14 protein-coding genes are annotated in these 16,599 nt (G+C 71.7%); 9 read left to right on the plus strand and 5 right to left on the minus strand.

Features of this window, described 5'->3' with window-relative positions; all coding sequences use genetic code 11:
* The first annotated feature begins 174 nt into the window (after positions 1–174).
* The 4 genes from ABKA17_RS34400 to ABKA17_RS34415 all read left to right on the plus strand — a co-directional run bounded on the left by ABKA17_RS34400 (position 175) and on the right by ABKA17_RS34415 (position 5,807).
* Positions 175–783: a beta-class carbonic anhydrase gene (locus tag ABKA17_RS34400; RefSeq protein ID WP_353696242.1), complete on the plus strand. Its 609-nt coding sequence runs from the start codon at positions 175–177 to the stop codon at positions 781–783.
* Positions 784–1,021: 238 nt separating this feature from the next.
* Positions 1,022–2,050, plus strand: coding sequence for an AAA family ATPase (locus ABKA17_RS34405; protein ID WP_353696243.1), 1,029 nt, complete (start codon positions 1,022–1,024; stop codon positions 2,048–2,050).
* Entirely contained in the window at positions 2,050–3,426 is a 1,377-nt protein-coding gene (locus ABKA17_RS34410; RefSeq protein ID WP_353696244.1) for a DUF58 domain-containing protein, read from the plus strand. Before ABKA17_RS34405 ends, ABKA17_RS34410 begins: the two co-directional genes overlap by 1 nt.
* Positions 3,423–5,807: a transglutaminase TgpA family protein gene (locus tag ABKA17_RS34415; RefSeq protein ID WP_353696245.1), complete on the plus strand. Its 2,385-nt coding sequence runs from the start codon at positions 3,423–3,425 to the stop codon at positions 5,805–5,807. The genes ABKA17_RS34410 and ABKA17_RS34415 overlap by 4 nt, the downstream gene beginning before the upstream one ends.
* A gap of 254 nt (positions 5,808–6,061) precedes the next feature.
* Here the strand turns inward: ABKA17_RS34415 and ABKA17_RS34420 are convergent, their stop codons facing one another.
* The 3 genes from ABKA17_RS34420 to ABKA17_RS34430 all read right to left on the minus strand — a co-directional run bounded on the left by ABKA17_RS34420 (position 6,062) and on the right by ABKA17_RS34430 (position 8,290).
* Positions 6,062–6,457, minus strand: coding sequence for an SCO2097 family morphological protein (locus ABKA17_RS34420; RefSeq protein WP_171144436.1), 396 nt, complete (start codon positions 6,455–6,457; stop codon positions 6,062–6,064).
* Positions 6,458–6,735: 278 nt separating this feature from the next.
* Positions 6,736–7,506, minus strand: coding sequence for a methyltransferase (locus ABKA17_RS34425; protein ID WP_353696246.1), 771 nt, complete (start codon positions 7,504–7,506; stop codon positions 6,736–6,738).
* Positions 7,507–7,720: 214 nt separating this feature from the next.
* Positions 7,721–8,290: an SAV_6107 family HEPN domain-containing protein gene (locus tag ABKA17_RS34430; protein WP_353696247.1), complete on the minus strand. Its 570-nt coding sequence runs from the start codon at positions 8,288–8,290 to the stop codon at positions 7,721–7,723.
* A gap of 194 nt (positions 8,291–8,484) precedes the next feature.
* Here ABKA17_RS34430 and ABKA17_RS34435 point away from each other — a divergent pair, with 194 nt between their 5' ends.
* The 5 genes from ABKA17_RS34435 to ABKA17_RS34455 all read left to right on the plus strand — a co-directional run bounded on the left by ABKA17_RS34435 (position 8,485) and on the right by ABKA17_RS34455 (position 14,573).
* Entirely contained in the window at positions 8,485–9,234 is a 750-nt protein-coding gene (locus ABKA17_RS34435; RefSeq protein WP_353696248.1) for an ATP-binding cassette domain-containing protein, read from the plus strand.
* On the plus strand, positions 9,206–11,290 hold the full coding sequence (locus tag ABKA17_RS34440; RefSeq protein ID WP_353696249.1) for a YhgE/Pip family protein: 2,085 nt from the start codon (positions 9,206–9,208) through the stop codon (positions 11,288–11,290). The genes ABKA17_RS34435 and ABKA17_RS34440 overlap by 29 nt, the downstream gene beginning before the upstream one ends.
* Positions 11,291–11,334: 44 nt before the next feature.
* Positions 11,335–11,952, plus strand: coding sequence for a TetR/AcrR family transcriptional regulator (locus ABKA17_RS34445; protein ID WP_353696250.1), 618 nt, complete (start codon positions 11,335–11,337; stop codon positions 11,950–11,952).
* Between the two features lie 385 nt (positions 11,953–12,337).
* The gene (locus tag ABKA17_RS34450) at positions 12,338–12,952 is read left to right on the plus strand and encodes a DUF4126 domain-containing protein (protein ID WP_353696251.1); all 615 of its coding nucleotides are present in this window, start codon (positions 12,338–12,340) and stop codon (positions 12,950–12,952) included.
* A 106-nt stretch (positions 12,953–13,058) separates the two neighbouring features.
* Entirely contained in the window at positions 13,059–14,573 is a 1,515-nt protein-coding gene (locus ABKA17_RS34455) for a phytoene desaturase family protein (protein ID WP_353696252.1), read from the plus strand.
* Between the two features lie 12 nt (positions 14,574–14,585).
* On the opposite strand, the gene ABKA17_RS34460 is transcribed toward ABKA17_RS34455, so the two are convergent.
* Positions 14,586–15,542: an SCO2102 family sporulation regulator gene (locus ABKA17_RS34460; protein ID WP_353696253.1), complete on the minus strand. Its 957-nt coding sequence runs from the start codon at positions 15,540–15,542 to the stop codon at positions 14,586–14,588.
* A 56-nt stretch (positions 15,543–15,598) separates the two neighbouring features.
* Positions 15,599–16,522, minus strand: a complete 924-nt coding sequence (gene metF / locus ABKA17_RS34465) for a methylenetetrahydrofolate reductase [NAD(P)H] (protein WP_353696254.1) — start codon at positions 16,520–16,522, stop codon at positions 15,599–15,601.
* Positions 16,523–16,599: the final 77 nt, after the last annotated feature.

The raw sequence follows: 16,599 nt of genomic DNA on the forward strand, positions 1-16,599 counted from the left end.
TCCAGCGGGGAGACCTCGCCTCCCGCTTCGCGTCACTTTAGTCCACGGTGTCTCGCGGTCAATCAACCGGCCTGCGCGTCGCGACCCGGCTCGGGACGAAGCGACGGGCCGCGGGAAATCACCCGCTCGGACGCACCGCCACCCCCTTGTGGCTTACCTCACAGAGAGGGCGTGATGACGCTCTTTTTCCCATCTCACGACAGGACCGGAATCGCTGTGACCAGTACCGTCGTGCCTATGACGACTTCTGCATCCGCTGCCGCCTCGCCCGAAGCCGCCATACGCGGCAACACCGTCACCGACCGGCTCGTCGGGGCGAACGAGCAGTACGCCTCCGCCTTCACCGACCCCGGTATGGACGCCCGTCCCGTTCTGCATGTCGCCGTCGTGGCCTGCATGGACGCCCGTCTCGACCTCCACAAGGCGCTCGGCCTGGAGCTCGGCGACTGCCACACCATCCGTAACGCGGGCGGCGTGGTCACCGACGACGTGATCCGCTCGCTCACCATCAGCCAGCGCAAGCTCGGCACCCGCAGCGTGGTCCTCATCCACCACACCGGCTGCGGTCTGGAAGCGATCACCGAGGACTTCCGCACCGAGCTGGAGATGGAGGTCGGCCAGCGCCCCGCCTGGGCGGTGGAGGCCTTCCGGGACGTCGACCAGGACGTACGGCAGTCGATGCAGCGGGTGCGCACCTCCCCGTTCCTGCTCCACACCGACGATGTGCGGGGCTTCGTGTTCGACGTGAAGACGGGTCTGCTGCGCGAGATCGACCCCGCCTGACCCACCGCGAAGCTGTCGTTCTGCTGTTGATTTCCGGTTCAGGGGTGCCCAAAAGGCCGCAAGCCCCGACATATCGCAGGCAGTTGTCCACAGGCGAGTGACACGAATCGGTAACGGCAGCAAGAATGCGGGGGTGGACGTCGCGCGGAACCATTTCCGTGTGGTGTCCGTGATTCGGGGTGGGCCGGTCCGCAACGCAGAGCGTCGGCCCGGGAAAGAACGGGCCGAGGAGGGCCGGGTGACGACCTATGACGATCGAGCGAGCCTCACTGATCTGACTGCCACTGTGGAGCGAGTCCGCAGTTCGGTGGAGGGTGTGATCGAGGGCAAGCCCGAGGTCGTACGGCTTTCGCTGACCGTACTGCTCGCCGAGGGGCATCTTCTGATCGAGGATGTGCCCGGCGTCGGCAAGACCATGCTGGCGAAGGCACTGGCGCGGTCCATCGACTGCTCGGTGCGGCGTATCCAGTTCACGCCGGACCTGCTGCCCTCGGACATCACGGGTGTGTCCATCTGGGACCAGCAGCGCCGGGACTTCGAGTTCAAGCCGGGTGCGATCTTCGCGCAGATCGTGATCGGCGACGAGATCAACCGCGCCTCGCCGAAGACCCAGTCCGCGCTTCTGGAGTCCATGGAGGAGCGGCAGGTCACCATCGACGGGCAGACGTACGAGCTGCCGAGCCCGTTCATGGTGGTGGCCACCCAGAACCCGGTCGAGATGGAGGGCACGTACCCGCTGCCCGAGGCGCAGCGGGACCGCTTCATGGCCCGGGTGTCCATCGGCTACCCCAGCGCGGACGCCGAGCTCCAGATGCTCGACATCCACGGCGGGGTGAGCCCCCTGGACGACCTCCAGCCGGTGGCGCACGCGCACGACATCGTGAAGCTGGTCGACGCCGTCCGCGGGGTCCACGTCGCCGACGCGGTCCGGCGGTACGCGGTCGACCTGGTCGCCGCCACGCGCACCCACCCCGACCTCAGACTCGGCGCCTCCCCGCGCGCGACGCTGCATCTGCTGCGCGCGGCGAAGGCGTCCGCCGCCCTCAGCGGCCGGGAGTACGCGCTGCCGGACGACATCCAGGCACTCGCCGTCGCCGTCCTGGCCCACCGCCTGCTGCCCACCGCCCAGGCCCAGCTCAACCGGCGTACGGCCGAGCAGGTCGTGCAGGAGATCCTCCAGCGCACCCCGGTGCCCCAGCAGCAGAGCGGCATCGGGCTCGGGCACGGCGCACAGGCGTTCGGTCAGCAGCCGCCGCGGAGGCTGTGATGACCACCGCCGCCGGGGCGGGCCACAGCGAGGCCGACCGGGGCGACAAGGGCGGGATACGCACCGCGCTGGCCGGGCTGACCACCCGCGGCCGTTCCTTCCTCGCCGCCGGGATCGCCGCCGCCGTCTGCGCGTACGTCCTGGGGCAGAGCGATCTGCTCCGGGTCGGCCTGCTGCTGGCCCTGCTGCCGCTGGTCTGCGCGACCGTGCTCTACCGCACCCGCTACCGGGTGGCCGGCAGCCGCCGGCTCTCCCCCGCGCGCGTGCCCGCCGGCAGCGAGGCCCGGGTCCATCTGCGCATGGACAACGTCTCCCGGCTGCCCACCGGTCTGCTCATGCTCCAGGACCGGGTCCCCTACGTCCTCGGCCCGCGCCCCCGCTTCGTCCTCGACCGGGTCGAGGCGGGCGGCCGCCGCGAGGTGTCCTACCGCGTCCGCTCCGACCTGCGCGGCCGCTATCCCCTGGGCCCGCTCCAGCTGCGCCTGACCGACCCGTTCGGCATGTGCGAGCTGACCCGGTCCTTCTCCTCGTACGACACCCTGACGGTGATCCCGCGCGTGGAGCCGCTGCCGCCGGTGCGGTTCAGCGGCGAGGCCAAGGGGTACGGCGACGGGCGGCAACGCTCGCTGGCGCTGGCCGGCGAGGACGACGTCATCCCGCGCGGATACCGCTACGGCGACGATCTGCGCCGGGTGCACTGGCGGTCCACCGCGCGCTACGGCGAGCTGATGGTGCGCCGCGAGGAGCAGCCGCAGCGCTCCCGCTGCACGGTGCTGCTCGACACCCGGGGCCTGGCCTTTCGCGGCGCGGGCCCCGACTCGGCCTTCGAGTGGGCCGTGTCGGGCGCGGCGTCGGCGCTGGTGCACATGCTCGAACGGGGCTTCTCCGTACGACTGTTGACGGACACCGGCAGTTCGGTGCCCGGCGAGGGCGCGGACGGGTTCGCGGGCGCGAGCCAGGAGTCGGCGGACGCGGCCGGGCTGATGATGGACACCCTCGCGGTGATCGACCACTCCGACGGCACGGGCCTGTCCCGGTCCTACGACGTGCTGCGCGGGGGCAACGAAGGGCTGCTGGTCGCCTTCTTCGGCGACCTCGACGAGGAGCAGGCCACGGTGGCCGCCAAGATGCGCCAGCGCAGCGGGGGCGCGGTCGCCTTCCTGCTGGACAGTCAGCACTGGGTGCGGGAACCCACCGATGTGGCCGGGCCGTTGGACAGGAGCGAGGAGCGGTTGCGGATGCTGCGCGAGGCGGGCTGGACGGCCCTGAGCGTGCCGCGGGGCGCCTCCCTGACCGAACTGTGGCGGCAGGCGGACCGCGAGCGCACCGGCATCGGCGCGCCGAACGGTCCGGGCAGTGAGGGGGCACACGCATGAGCGGGCGGGCACGACTGGCACTGTGCGCCTGGGCGGCCACCCTGGCGGCGTCCTGCGCCCTGCTGCCCCTGGTCGAACCGGCCTCGTGGATCCTCCAGGCGGCCTTCCTGCTCGGCGTCCAGGCGCTGGTGGGCGCGGCGACCCGGCGGGTGCCGCTGGCCCGGCCGCTGACCGTGGCCGCCCAGGCCCTGGTCACCCTGATGATGCTGACCGTGGTCTTCGCCCGGGAGCAGGCCGTCGCCGGGCTGGTCCCGACTCCGGAGGCGTTCCAGCACTTCGCCGAGCTGTTCCGGCAGGGCGGCGACGACATCGCGCGGTACGCCATCCCGGCGCCGCTGGAGTCGGACGGCATCCGGCTCATGATCATCGGCGGTGTGCTGCTCATCGGCCTCGCGGTGGACACCCTCGCGGTGACCTTCCGCAGCGCGGCCCCGGCCGGACTGCCGCTGCTCGCGCTGTACTCCGTCGCCGCGGGGCTGTCCGACGGCGGCGCCGACTGGCTGTGGTTCCTGGTCGCGGCGGCCGGCTATCTGACGCTGCTGCTGGCCGAGGGACGCGACCGGCTCTCCCAGTGGGGCCGGGTCTTCGGCGGGTCGCCGCGTACCCCGGGCGGGGAGTCCGGCGTGGTCGCGCCGGTCCGCACCGGTCGGCGTATCGGCGCGGTCGCGCTGGGGCTCGCCCTGGTGGTGCCGGTCGCGCTGCCGGCGATGGACGGCGGTCTCCTGGACGGCACCGGTGTCGGTGCGGGCGGCGGCAGCGGGAACGGCGGCACGATCTCCGCGGTGAACCCACTGGTGTCCCTGCGCGACAACCTGAACGTGGACGAGGACCGCAAGGTCCTGTCCCTGCGCACCGAGCCCGAGGACCAGGGCAGCCTCTATCTGCGGATCGTCTCGCTGGACGACTTCGACGGCCGGACCTGGAAGTCGTCCGAGCGCAAGATCGTGAAGGTGCCGGACGAGCTTCCCACCCCGATCGGTCTCGGCGCCGACATCCGGCGCTCCGAGATCACGACCCGGGTGGCGGCCGCCAAGGACTACCGGCAGGACTGGCTCCCGATGCCGTACCCGCCCAGCAGTGTGCAGGTCGACGGGGACTGGCGCTACGAACCCGACGGCATGACCCTCGTCGGCGACCACGACCAGAACACCGGCGGGGCGACGTACGAGGTCAAGAGCCTTGTCGTGCAGCCGACGGCGGAGCAGCTGGCAGCGGCCCCGGCACCGCCGGCGGACCTGAGGCGCGAGTACACCGAGGTGCCGGACTCGCTGCCGGCGGTCGTGGCCAAGACGGCGCGTGAGGTCACCCAGGGCTCCGCGAACCACTACGAGCAGGCGGTCAAGCTCCAGGAGTACTTCTCCCTGACCGGCGGTTTCCAGTACGACACCCAGGTGCAGGTCGGCTCCGGCTCCCAGGCGATCGCCCGGTTCCTGAAGGACAAGCAGGGCTTCTGCGTCCACTTCTCCTACGCCATGGCGGCGATGGCCCGCACCCTGGGCATCCCGGCCCGGATCGCGGTGGGCTTCGCGCCGGGTACTCCGGAGGCCGACGGCTCGGTGTCGGTGGGGCTGCGGGACGCCCACGCCTGGCCCGAGCTGTACTTCGAGGGCGTGGGCTGGACGCGCTTCGAGCCGACTCCGACGCGGGGCACCCAGCCCGAGTACACGCAGACGGACAGCCCGAACAGCAACCTCCCCGACCCGGGCGTCCCGTCCCGGTCGGCCAGCGCGGCGCCCTCCACCGCCCCCTCGGCGAGCGAGAGCTGCACGGCGGAGCAGAAGAAGCTGGAGGCCTGCCCGAGCGAGTCCGCGGCGATCGCGCCGACCGGCGGCGGTGACGGCCCGAAGTGGTACGTCGTCCTGGCCTGGGCCCTCGGCGGACTGGCGGCACTGGCGATTCCACTGGCACCGATGCTGTGGCGCCGGCGCACCCGGGCGGTACGGCTGGGGGCGCACGGCCGCAGCGAGGCGGACGCGGCGCTGCACACGCTGGCGGTCTGGTCGGAACTGACCGATACGGCGTGGGACTTCGGGATCCTGCCGGACGAGTCGCAGACGCCGCGCAAGGCGGCGGCCCGGATCGTCAGACTCGGGCATCTCGATCCGGTGGCCGCGGCTTCGGTGCATCGGGTGGCGGACGCGGTGGAGCAGGTCCTCTACGCGCCTCAGCCCCGCCCGACGGCCGGGCTCGCGGAGGAGGTCCGCAAGGCGGTCGCCGGACTGGCCGACCCGGCGCCGCGGCGTACGCAACTGCGGGCGATCTTCGCCCCGCGTTCCACCGTACGAGTGGTGTGGGCCGTCTCGGAGTGGTGGACCCGGGTGACGGCCCGGGCGGCGGCGGCCAGGCCGACGCTGCGCAAGCCGTCGGGCCAGGAGGGCTGAGCAGCCCACGGGCCCCATGGCTGAGGCCCCGATCCGTGCGAGCGGATCGGGGCCTCAGCCGTTGGTCGGGCGTTCGTCGGGCGTTCGTCGGCCGGGCCTCGACCGTCGTTCGAGTGATCGCTGGTCAGGCGCTCGCCGAAAGGGTGACGGGTAAGGGTGACGGGTGCCGTCAAAAGGGTGCTGTAAAAGGGCGTGCGTGAGGGGGTGACCGCCTCCCGGACGGTCACCCCCTGACGCATCAGCTGCTGGTCGGACTAATGGCCGCCCTGCTCATCGCGGCGCTTCTGCCAACGCTGCTCGATGCGGTCCATCATGGAGCGCTTCTGCCGGGCCTGACGGCGGGCGTGCGGGGCCCCGGCAGCGGGCTGCTCGCCCGGCTTGGGAGCCTTGCGCCAGCCGGTCACTGCGAGTACCGCACAGCCCAGCATGACGAGGAAGCCCACCACGCTGAGCCAGACCTGCTTGGCGACCATTCCTGCCATGAGGAGCGCGATACCCACGAGGAAGCCCGCGACCGCCTGGTAGACCCGTCGCCGGGTGTACGTGCGCAGCCCGCTTCCCTCAAGCGCTGTCGCGAACTTGGGATCTTCGGCGTACAGCGCTCGCTCCATTTGCTCGAGCATTCGCTGCTCGTGCTCCGAGAGCGGCACGGAGTCCTCCTCATCGTGCAGTCGCCGGGGCGACTCGGGGGGTCCCTTCAGGATAGGCAGGGAATCGCCCCCGTGAAACCCGCCCCTCTACGCCAATTGGCCAACCGGGATTCCGCCATGAACGATCCGGCTCGCTAGATCTTGCATTCCCCAGCGGCCGACCCGTCATGCCGGACGGTCTCCCTCGATCATACGGCGCCGGGCGCCCGATCGGGGGGCCTGTGGCGTACTCCATCTGCACCCAAGTCCCTGATCAGCGCTGCACCAGGAGAGGTGCCTCAGGCCTCGACGGCCCCTCGCGTCTCACCGAGCACGTGAAGCTGTGTGGCCACGGAGTGGAAGGCGGGGAGTTCGGCCGCCACCTCCTCCAGCTTGAGCAGGGCCTCCAGGGCGCCGGGCTCGGTGTCGACCAGCACTCCGGGGACCAGGTCGGCGAAGACCCGGACACCGTGCACGGCACCGACCGCCAGGCCCGCTCCCTCGACCAGCTCGGTGAGCTGCTCGGCGGTGAAGCGCCGCGGCACGGGGTCGCCGGTGCCCCAGCGGCCGTTCGGGTCGTCGAGAGCCTGCCGGGCCTCCTTGAAGTGGCCGGCCAGGGCACGGGCGAGCACCGCGCCGCCGAGCCCGGCGGCGAGGAGGCTGAGGACGCCCTCGGACCGCAGGGCGGCCACCACGTTGCGGATGCCCTCGGTCGCGTCGTCCACGTACTCCAGCACGCCGTGGCACAGCACCGCGTCGTAGGCACCGCGCTCCACCACGTCGAAGAGACCGTGGGCGTCACCCTGGACACCGCGCACCCGGTCGGCGACGCCGGCCTCGGCGGCGCGGCGCTCCAGGGCGAACAGCGCGTTGGGGCTGGGGTCGACGACGGTGACCCGGTGACCGAGGCGGGCGACGGGCACGGCGAAGTTGCCGCTGCCGCCCCCGGTGTCGAGGACGTCCAGGACGTCCCGGCCGGTGGCCTTGACCCGCCGCTCGAGGGCCTCCTGGAGCACCTCCCAGACCACGGCGGTACGGAGAGAGGCGCGGGGTCGCAGCGGGTCCGACACGGCAGTTGACTCCTCGGCGCGGCACCGCCTCTTGCACGGCGGAGCGAACGGGCTGCCCTCCTCGCCGGGGGTGCGGGCGGAGGAAGGCTTCAGGCGCCCTCCACCCTAATGGGAAGCGTGGAGGCACCGCGTCAGCCCTGTCTCCACCGAGCGCGATGAGCACCGGCGGAGCAAGCGGGCGCGCACCGCTCCCCCGGTCGCTCCCCCGGCCCGCTCACCCCGCGTCCGGCATGTCCCGCCCGGTCTCGTGGTCGTCTGGCTCGGGGTGGTCCGCGTCCTGGCGTGGCTGGGGCAGCACCGGCTGGAGCACCAGCATCCGCTCGACCAGGCGCAGGAACATCGCGACGTCGCGGATGAGGTCGTCGGCGTCCCGGCGGCTGGCCGCGCCCTGGATACCGGCCTCGGCGCGGGCGCGGCGCCGGGCGCCGGCGGCGAAGAGCCCGCTCCACTCGGCGAGCTCGGGCGCTATCTCGGGGAGCACTTCCCAGGCGCTCCGTATCTTGGCCCGCCGTCGGGGCGTGGGCTCCGGGCGCCCTCGCGCGGCGAGCACGGCGGCGGCGGTACGCAGGGCGGCGAGATGAGCCGTGGCGTAGCGCTCGTTGGGGGTCTCCAGGACGGCGGCCTCGTCGAGTCCGGCACGGGCCTGGGCGAGCAGATCGAGGGCGGCGGGCGGGGCCGTGGTCCGGCGGAGCACGGGGTGGACATCGCTCGCCGGACCGGTCAGTGAGGGGGCAGGGCCGGTGGCGCGGCGCCGGCGGGCGGCTGCTGCGTGATAGCTGGCCATGACGAACCTCCTGTCGTCTGTGTGACGGCACGTCCCGATACGGGATGCCGTATGTGCCCATCGTGAGGTATGCCACTGACAATCCGTTCTGACCTGGGCTTTTGCTTCGATCGAAGGTTCGGGTTACTTTTTGCACTGACCAGTCAGTTCAAAAGTTCGGTCAGTTCGGGTACTTCGAGTACAGGGGGTGGGCTGTGGACGGAGTCGCCGTCACAGCCGAGGGCTTCGGGCTCAAGGGGCCGCGCGGCTGGGCGTTCCGCGGGATCGACTTCGACGCGGAGCCCGGTTCGCTGATCGCCGTCGAGGGGGCCTCGGGGTCGGGGCGTACGTGTCTGCTGCTCGCGCTCACCGGGCGGATGAGGGCGAGCGAGGGAACCGCGGCCGTGGGCGGGGCTCGGCTGCCGAAGCAGCTCGGGGCGGTGCGGCGGGTGAGTGCCGTGGCCAACGTCGCCGGGGTCACCGACCTTGAACCGGCCCTGACCGTCGGGGAGCACCTGCGGGAACGGGCGCTGCTCCAGCGCCGGTTCGGCGACTCCCTGCGGGGGCTGCTGCGGCCGCGTGCCGAGCGGAAGGACGAGGCGCGGCTGCGGATCGACACCGCTCTGAGCGCCGCCGGGCTCGACCTGGAGTCCCTGCCCAAGGGCTCGCGGACCGCCGTACGGGATCTGGAGCGGCTCGAGGCGCTGCGGCTGTCCGTGGCTCTCGCCCTTGTCGGACGTCCGCGGCTGCTCGGCGTGGACGACACCGACCTGAAGCTGTCCGAGGCGGAATGGGCCGAGGTCTGGGCGCTGTTGACGTCGATCGCCTCGGCGGGGACCACGGTCGTGGCGGTGTGCAGTGAGGCCCCCGAGGAGGCCGTGAAGGTGTCCACCCGAAGCACCCCTCAGGGCTCGACTCGGAAGAAGGAGGCCGCCGATGCGCTCGCCGCGACTGGCCGCGCTTGAGCTCCGGCGCTTCGGGCGGGGGAAGCTGCCGCGGGCCGCGCTGGTCGCGCTGCTGGTGCTGCCCCTGCTGTACGGAGCCCTGTACCTGTGGTCGTTCTGGGATCCTTACGGCCGGCTGGACCGGATCCCCGTGGCGCTCGTCAACGACGACCGGGGAGCGAGTGCCGACGGCACGAAGCTCGCGGCGGGCGACGACATCACCGAGGGGCTGCGCGACAGCGACGTCTTCGAGTGGCACGAGGTGGGCGCCGCCGAGGCCCGCGCGGGCGTGGAGGACGGCAGGTACTACCTGTCGCTGACCGTGCCGGCCGACTTCAGTGAGCGGATCGCGTCCAGCGCGGGCGACTCCCCCGAGACGGGCGCCCTTCAGGTGCGCACGAACGACGCGAACAACTACATCGTCGGGCAGATCTCCCGCACGGTCTTCGGCGAGGTGCGGCAGGCCGCGTCCACGAAGGCGTCACGGTCCTTCCTGGACCGGATCTTCATCTCGTTCTCCGACATCCACGGCGCCACGGTCAAGGCCGCCAAGGGCGCCGACAAGCTGGAGGGCGGGCTCGGGAAGGCCGAGAAGGGCTCGAAGGACCTCGCCGACGGGTTGAAGGACGCCAAGAGCGGCAGTGGCGAGCTGGCCAAGGGACTGAAGAAGCTCGACAAGGGCGCGGGCGACCTCCAGGACGGCTCGCAGCAGGTCGCGGAGGGCACCCAGACGCTCGCCGACAAGGTCAACGGGGTCGCGGCGAAGGTGGGCCCGTTCCTGGCGGACAACGAGCAGACGATCGGCGACACCGCCCAGCTCGTCGCCGACTCGAGCAAGGCGATCCGCAAGCACCTGGGCACCCTGGTGGAGACCGCCCCCGTCGCCGCCGAGGGGGCCCGGACCGCCTCCGGCACACTCGACAGGATCTACCACACGCGCTGCGAGAAGCCCCTGCTGCCCGACGCCGCCTGCTCCGACCTGGAGAAGGCCAGGGACGCGGCCGCCGATGTCTCGACGATCGCGGACGACATCGACACGCTCGTGGGCGACCAGGACGGTGACCTGAAGAAGCTCGACTCGAACCTGGCGACCCTGCAGAAGCAGGCACAGGCCCTGGCGAAGCGGGCGCCGCACCTCTCCGAGGACCTCGACGACGCCGTCTCCAAGATCAACGAGCTGAACAAGGGAGCCGGGAAGGTCGCCGCGGGCGCCGAGAAGCTGCACACCGGCCTCGGTACGGCCAGGACCGGCGCCGACGACCTGGACGAAGGGGTCGGCAAGCTCAAGACGGGCGCGACCGATCTGAACGGCGGCATGTACAAGCTCGTCGACGGCTCCGGGAAGCTCTCCGACGGGCTGCACGACGGCGCCGACCAGATCCCCGACTACGACAAGGCCGACCGCGACGAGCGCACCGGCGTCATGGCCGACCCGGTCCAGCTGGTCTCCCGGGACCTGCACAAGGCGCCCAACTACGGCACCGGTTTCGCCCCGTACTTCATCCCGCTGTCCCTGTGGGTGGGCGCGATGGTGGCGTACATGCTGGTCGCGCCCATGAACCGGCGCGCGCTCGCCGCGGGCGCCCCCGCGTGGCGGATCGCGCTGGCGGGCTGGCTGCCGGTGGTGGCGCTCGGGGTGCTCCAGACGGTGGCCCTCATGTCGGTGCTGCACTGGGCGATCGGCCTCCAGATGGTGCGGGCGGCCGGCACGGTGGGCTTCCTGTTCCTGGTGACGGCGTGCTTCGCGGCGATCGTGCAGTGGCTCAACGCCCGCTTCGGAGCGGCCGGGCGGATCCTCGTCCTGGCCTTCCTGATGCTCCAGTTGACGTCCGCGGGCGGCACCTACCCCGTGCAGACCAGCCCGGGCTTCTTCAACGCGCTCCATCCCTTCCTGCCGATGAGCTACGTCGTCGAGGCGCTGCGCAGGCTCATCACGGGCGGCGGTCTCGGTCCGGTGTGGCACGCGTGCGTGGTGCTCACGGCCTTCACCGCGGGCGCGCTCGCGCTGACCGCGCTGTCGGCCCGGCGCCGCCAGGTGTGGACGCTCGACCGACTGCATCCGGAGCTGAGCCTGTGACCTCGACGACCGCCGGGCCCCCGGCAGCTGTGAGAATCGGGGCCATGGAAAGCAGCAGCGGCAGCACGCGCCGCGAGGCCACCCGGCAGAAGCTCTACGAGGCGGCCGTCACGCTCATCGCGGAGCAGGGCTTCTCCGCCACCACCGTCGACGAGATCGCCGAGCGCGCGGGGGTGGCGAAGGGCACGGTCTACTACAACTTCGCGAGCAAGTCCGTCCTCTTCGAGGAGCTGCTGCGGCACGGTGTGGGCCTGCTCACCGCCTCCCTCCGGGAAGCCGCCGAGCGGACGGCGACGGAGGGCGGCAGCAGGACGGACGCCCTGGACGCGATGATCCGGGCGGGTCTGGTCTTCATCGACCGCTATCCGGCCTTCACCCAGCTGTACGTGGCCGAGCTGTGGCGCACCAACCGGGCCTGGCAGTCCACGCTCCTGGTGGTCCGGCAGCAGGCGGTCGCCGTCGTCGAGGGCGTGCTGCGCGAGGGGATCGAGAACGGCGAGTTCCACGAGGCGATCGACGTCTCGCTGACCGCGTCCGCGCTGGTCGGCATGGTGCTGGTGGCCGCCCTGGACTGGAAGGCGTTCCAGCCGGAGCGCTCGCTGGACGATGTGCACTCGGCACTGTCGCGGCTGCTTCAGGGGCGGGTGAGCGGCCGGGGCTGAGGCCGGTACGCGCGCGTAGACAGACGAAAGCGCCGGTCCGTGGTGGCCGCGTCCCCCGCGGGCCACCTCGAACCGGCGCCTTCTCGTGCTCCCCCGTTTTCCCCCGTGTCCCCCGTTGGACCCCCGTTCGGTCGTTCCCCCGGGTCCCCCGTGCCTCGCTCCCGCCGACTTCCGCCGGCGGAAGGAGCGGATCCGGGGCGGCTCCGCTCCGGCGCCCCGTGTCGCCGGTGCTGAAGCCGTTCCCCTTCTCCGTGGCTCCACTCTCTCGTTCGCGCAGGTCGGCCCCCATCCGCGCGCGTACTCATCTCACCCACTAGGTACGCGTACTCAGACCTGCGCACTCAGGCCCAGGACGCTCCGTTGCCGAGTGGTTACGATCGCCTCCGTGTCGGTACTCCCTCTCGTCTTCACCAGCGGCTGGGCCAGCGGAATCAACGCGTACGCCGTCGTGCTGCTGCTCGGCGTCTTCGGCGCGACCGGACTGAGCGACGACGTCCCCGAGACGCTCCAGCGCCCTGAGGTGCTCGTCACAGCGGGCGTGCTGTTCCTGTGCGAGGCGGTCGCGGACAAGATCCCGTACGTCGACTCGGCGTGGGACTCGGTCCACACGGTGATCCGGCCGGCCGCGGGCGCCTGGGTCGGCGCGGTGCTCGCCGGGCAGAGCGGTTCGCTCAACGACGTCGTCGCGGGTCTGGTCGGCGGTTCGACGGCGCTGGCCAGCCACGCCGTCAAGGCCGGGACGCGGATGGCGGTCAACACCTCGCCGGAGCCTTTCAGCAATGTGATCGTGAGCCTGGCCGAGGATCTCGGGGTCGGCGGGCTCGTCACCTTCGCGATCTTCCACCCGGAGGCGGCGGCGATCATCGCGGCCGTGCTGCTCGTCGGCGGCCTGGTGATACTCGTGTTCTTCATCTCCCGGATCCGCCGCTTCCTGCGCCGCCGGGCGCAACGCCGCGAGGAGAAACGGCTCGCGGGACGCTCTGGCTGGCCACCGGGCTGACGCCGGCGCGGTCGCCCGGGTGCCCGCCCCCAGCGCGCACCCGAGTCACCACGGCCCCGGCCACCACCCCGACCGGCTGTCAGTGGTGGCCGATAAAGTCGCAGGCATGGCACGGATTGCGGTGATCGGCGCCGGGATGGGCGCGATGGCGGCCGCTGCCCGGCTGGCCGTCGCGGGCCACCGGGTGGCGGTGTACGAGCGTACGGAGACGTACGGCGGTGCGGTGCGCCGTCTCGAGCGCGACGGGTTCGCCTTCGACACCGGACCGGGGCTGCTTCCGCTGCCCGCGGTCTACCGCGATCTGTTCGTCAAGACCGGCAAGGAGCCGCTGGAGTCGGTCGTCGAGCTGGTCCAGGTCGACCCGTCATCGCGGCACCTCTTCCCGGACGGAACCGAGGCCTCGTTGCCGAACGCCTCGCGCGCGGGTGTCGTCTCCGCACTGGAGGAGGCGCTCGGCTCGGGCTCGGGCGACCGCTGGGGCGACTTCCTGGTCCGGGCCCGCGAGGCCTGGGACCGCACCCGTCGGCCGCTCCTGGAGGAACCCCTGTGGCCGAACTGGTCGGTGCTGGCCGACCGCGAGCCCTATCCCTCGGTCCCCCACAAGAAACTGCTCCGCACCCGCCGGGCCGGCACGCTCGCCGAGGTGGGCGCGTGGGAGCTGCGCGACCCGAGGCTCGTCGCCCTCCTGGAGAGCCACGCGCTCGCGTACGGCCTGGACCCGCGGGTCGCGCCGGCGAGCGCGGCGGTGCTGCCGTACATGGAGCACGCCTTCGGTACCTGGTATGTCCGGGGCGGGATACGGGAGTTGGCGCGCGCGGTGTACGAGCGATGTGTGGCGCGCAGGGTCGAGTTCCACTTCGGCGCCGAGGTCACCGGGGTGCTGGAGAAGGACGGTCGGGCGGCGGGACTCGAACTGGCCGACGGGACGGTGACGGAGGCGGAGTTCGTGGTCGCCGGTGTCGCTCCCGAGGTGCTGAGCGGCTGTGTGCGGGGCTCCGAGGTCCGCGGGGACGGTGACGTTCCCGCGCTGCCCGGGATGCCGAGCCGTCTGACGGTGCTGCTGGCGCTGCGCGGTGGGCGCCCGGAGGGGGTGGCGCACCGGACTGTGCTGCACGCCGAGGACCGGGAGCGCGAGCTGGACATGGTGTTCGGCCCGATCAGGGGGCTCGACGCGCGTCCCACGCTCACCGTCCTGCGCCCCGACGACCCCTCCCTGGTCCCGGACCCGGACCACGAGGCGATCACCCTCACCGCGACCGTGCCGGCTTTCCCGGGCCAAAACTGGCCGAGGTCCGAGGTCTTCGGCGATCACGCGGAGCAGCTGATCACCGCCGCCGAGCGGGCCGTCCCGGACCTCCGGGAGCGCCTGCTGTGGCACGAGGTGCGCATACCGGCCGACATCGCGGAAGCCACCGGCACGGAGGGCGGCGCGGTTCCGGCCCCCGCCCTCGCAGCGGCCGAGGGGCGGCTGCTGCACTCGGCGAACACCACGGAGCTACCGGGCCTGTTCACCGTCGGCGGCTGGTCGCACCCCGGTGGCGGTCTCCCCCACGCGGGCATGTCGGGCGCTCTGGTCGCCGGTCTGATCGTGGAGGGACCGGAGTTCCGCGGCTCTCAGTGACGTGACTGCCGGTCAGAAGCGGTACTGCTCGTCGTAGCCGTTCCCCTGCTGCTGGCCGTTGCCCTGGTAGGGGTACTGCTGCTGCTCCGGCGGGAGTTCACCGCCGTACGTCTCGTCGGTGCGCTGCTGCGGGACCCAGACGCCACCGGCCGGGGTCTCGCCGCCGTAGGTGGGGTTGCCGTACTGGTCCTGGCCGTACGCCTGCTGGCCGTAGCTCTGCTGGCCGCCGTAGGAGGTGTCGTAGCCGCCGTAGGTCTGGGTGCCGATGTACGGGTCGGAGTAGGCGGCGTACTGCTGCTGTCCGGCCATGTCGTAGCCGTAGTTCTGCTGGTCGTAGCCGGTGTAGCCGTCGTAGCCGTAGGTCTGGTCGGCGCCCTGCGCGGTCGCCGCGTACTGGTCCTGGCCCTGATCCGGGGTCTGGCCCTGGCCGGCGTACGTGCCGTCGCGGTATATGCCGTAGGAGCCGGTGTCATCGGGCATGGGCTGCGGCTCGTAGACCGCGGTGCTCTCGGCGGCGGCGGTGCGGGTGGGGGTGAAGACGTCGTCGCGGTCGTAGTCGTCCTGGCCGTAACCGACCGGGTCCGAGGCGTAGTTGCCGACGTCGCCGTAACCGGTGTCCGTCGCCTCGAGGTCGGTGACCTCCAGGGTCGGCTCCTCGCGGCCGCGGTCCCGGCGGCCGGCGCGCTTGCCGCCGACCAGGCCGCCCAGGGCCTCCGGCGGATTGACCGCCCAGCCCTGTTCGAAGCCGCGACGGAAGGAGAGGGTGACGTAGGTCTGGCCGACCGCGAAGGCGATGGCGCCCAGTCCGATGACGACCACCGAGGGCATCAGGACACCGAGCACGACACCCAGGAAGCCCGCGAAGGCGAGCAGTCGCCAGCGCAGCCGCGCCTTGTACTGCAGCAGCACCTCGCCGAGCAACCACAGCGCGACGACTCCGAACGCGATGTAGAGGACCGTCCAGCCCATGTACGCCCCTCTCCCAGTGACCGCTACGCAGTGTGTCGTATATCCGTGCGGCCGGTCTAGGCCTGCGATGGGTGGTGCAGGCCCAGGTTCTCGTAGATTTCCAGCGTCGCCGTCGAGTTGTTGAGCGTGATGAAGTGCAGTCCGGGCACTCCCTCGGCCAGCAGCCGGGCGCAGAACTCCGTGGCGAATTCGATACCGATGGAGCGTACAGCGGCCGGATCGTCTTTTGCTGTGAGGATCCGCTCTTTCAGGACAGAGGGGATGGCCGCGTTGCTGAGCTGTGGCAGGCGCTCCAGCATCCGCACGCTGGTCACCGGCATGATCTCGGGGATGACGGGGGTCACGCAGGCCGCTTTGACGACTCGGTCACGCAGCCGCAGATAGGACTCCGGCTGGAAGAACATCTGCGTGATGGCGTAGTCGGCGCCGGCCCGGCACTTGTCGACGAAGTGCGCGACGTCGGCGTCCCAGTCCCCGGACCGCGGGTGCATCTCCGGGAAGGCCGCGACGCCGACGCAGAAGTCACCCGACTCCTTGATGAGCCGGACGAGCTCCGCGGCGTAGGTCAGGCCCTGCGGGTGGGCCACCCAGTCGCCCATGGGGTCGCCGGGCGGGTCGCCGCGCACGGCCAGGATGTTGCGGATCCCGGCGTCGGCGTACTGGCCGATGATGTTGCGCAGTTCCGCGATGGAGTGGTTGACCGCGGTGAGGTGCGCCACCGGGGTGAGCGTGGTGTCGGCGACGATCTGCTCGGTCTCCTTGACCGTGCCCGCCCGGGTGGAACCGCCGGCGCCGTACGTCACGGAGACGAAGTCGGGGGCGACCGCCTCGACCCTCCGGAGCGCGCTCCACAGGTTCCGCTCGCCCTTGGGGGTCTTCGGCGCCGAGAACTCGAAGGAGTACGTCGTCTTGCCCGTGGCGAGCATGTCGCGCACGGTGCGTGCGCGGTCCGTCCTGGTGGATGCGGTTCCGAGGGCCATACCCGCAGGTTAGTCAGGGGGCAGCGGTCACCCAACCGAATCAGGGAAATTTGCCCTTTTTGTCGACTTGTTGTCCA

Source organism: Streptomyces sp. RG80 (assembly GCF_040446465.1).
GTDB lineage: Bacteria > Actinomycetota > Actinomycetes > Streptomycetales > Streptomycetaceae > Streptomyces.

Coding starts and splice junctions, on each gene's coding strand:
- ABKA17_RS34400 (WP_353696242.1), top strand. CDS start 175: ATGACGCTCTTTTTCCCATCTCACGACAGGACCGGAATCGCTGTGACC.
- ABKA17_RS34410 (WP_353696244.1), top strand. CDS start 2,050: ATGACCACCGCCGCCGGGGCGGGCCACAGCGAGGCCGACCGGGGCGAC.
- ABKA17_RS34415 (WP_353696245.1), top strand. CDS start 3,423: ATGAGCGGGCGGGCACGACTGGCACTGTGCGCCTGGGCGGCCACCCTG.
- ABKA17_RS34430 (WP_353696247.1), bottom strand. CDS start 8,290: ATGGCCAGCTATCACGCAGCAGCCGCCCGCCGGCGCCGCGCCACCGGC.
- ABKA17_RS34440 (WP_353696249.1), top strand. CDS start 9,206: ATGCGCTCGCCGCGACTGGCCGCGCTTGAGCTCCGGCGCTTCGGGCGG.
- ABKA17_RS34445 (WP_353696250.1), top strand. CDS start 11,335: ATGGAAAGCAGCAGCGGCAGCACGCGCCGCGAGGCCACCCGGCAGAAG.
- ABKA17_RS34455 (WP_353696252.1), top strand. CDS start 13,059: ATGGCACGGATTGCGGTGATCGGCGCCGGGATGGGCGCGATGGCGGCC.
- ABKA17_RS34460 (WP_353696253.1), bottom strand. CDS start 15,542: ATGGGCTGGACGGTCCTCTACATCGCGTTCGGAGTCGTCGCGCTGTGG.
- metF (WP_353696254.1), bottom strand. CDS start 16,522: ATGGCCCTCGGAACCGCATCCACCAGGACGGACCGCGCACGCACCGTG.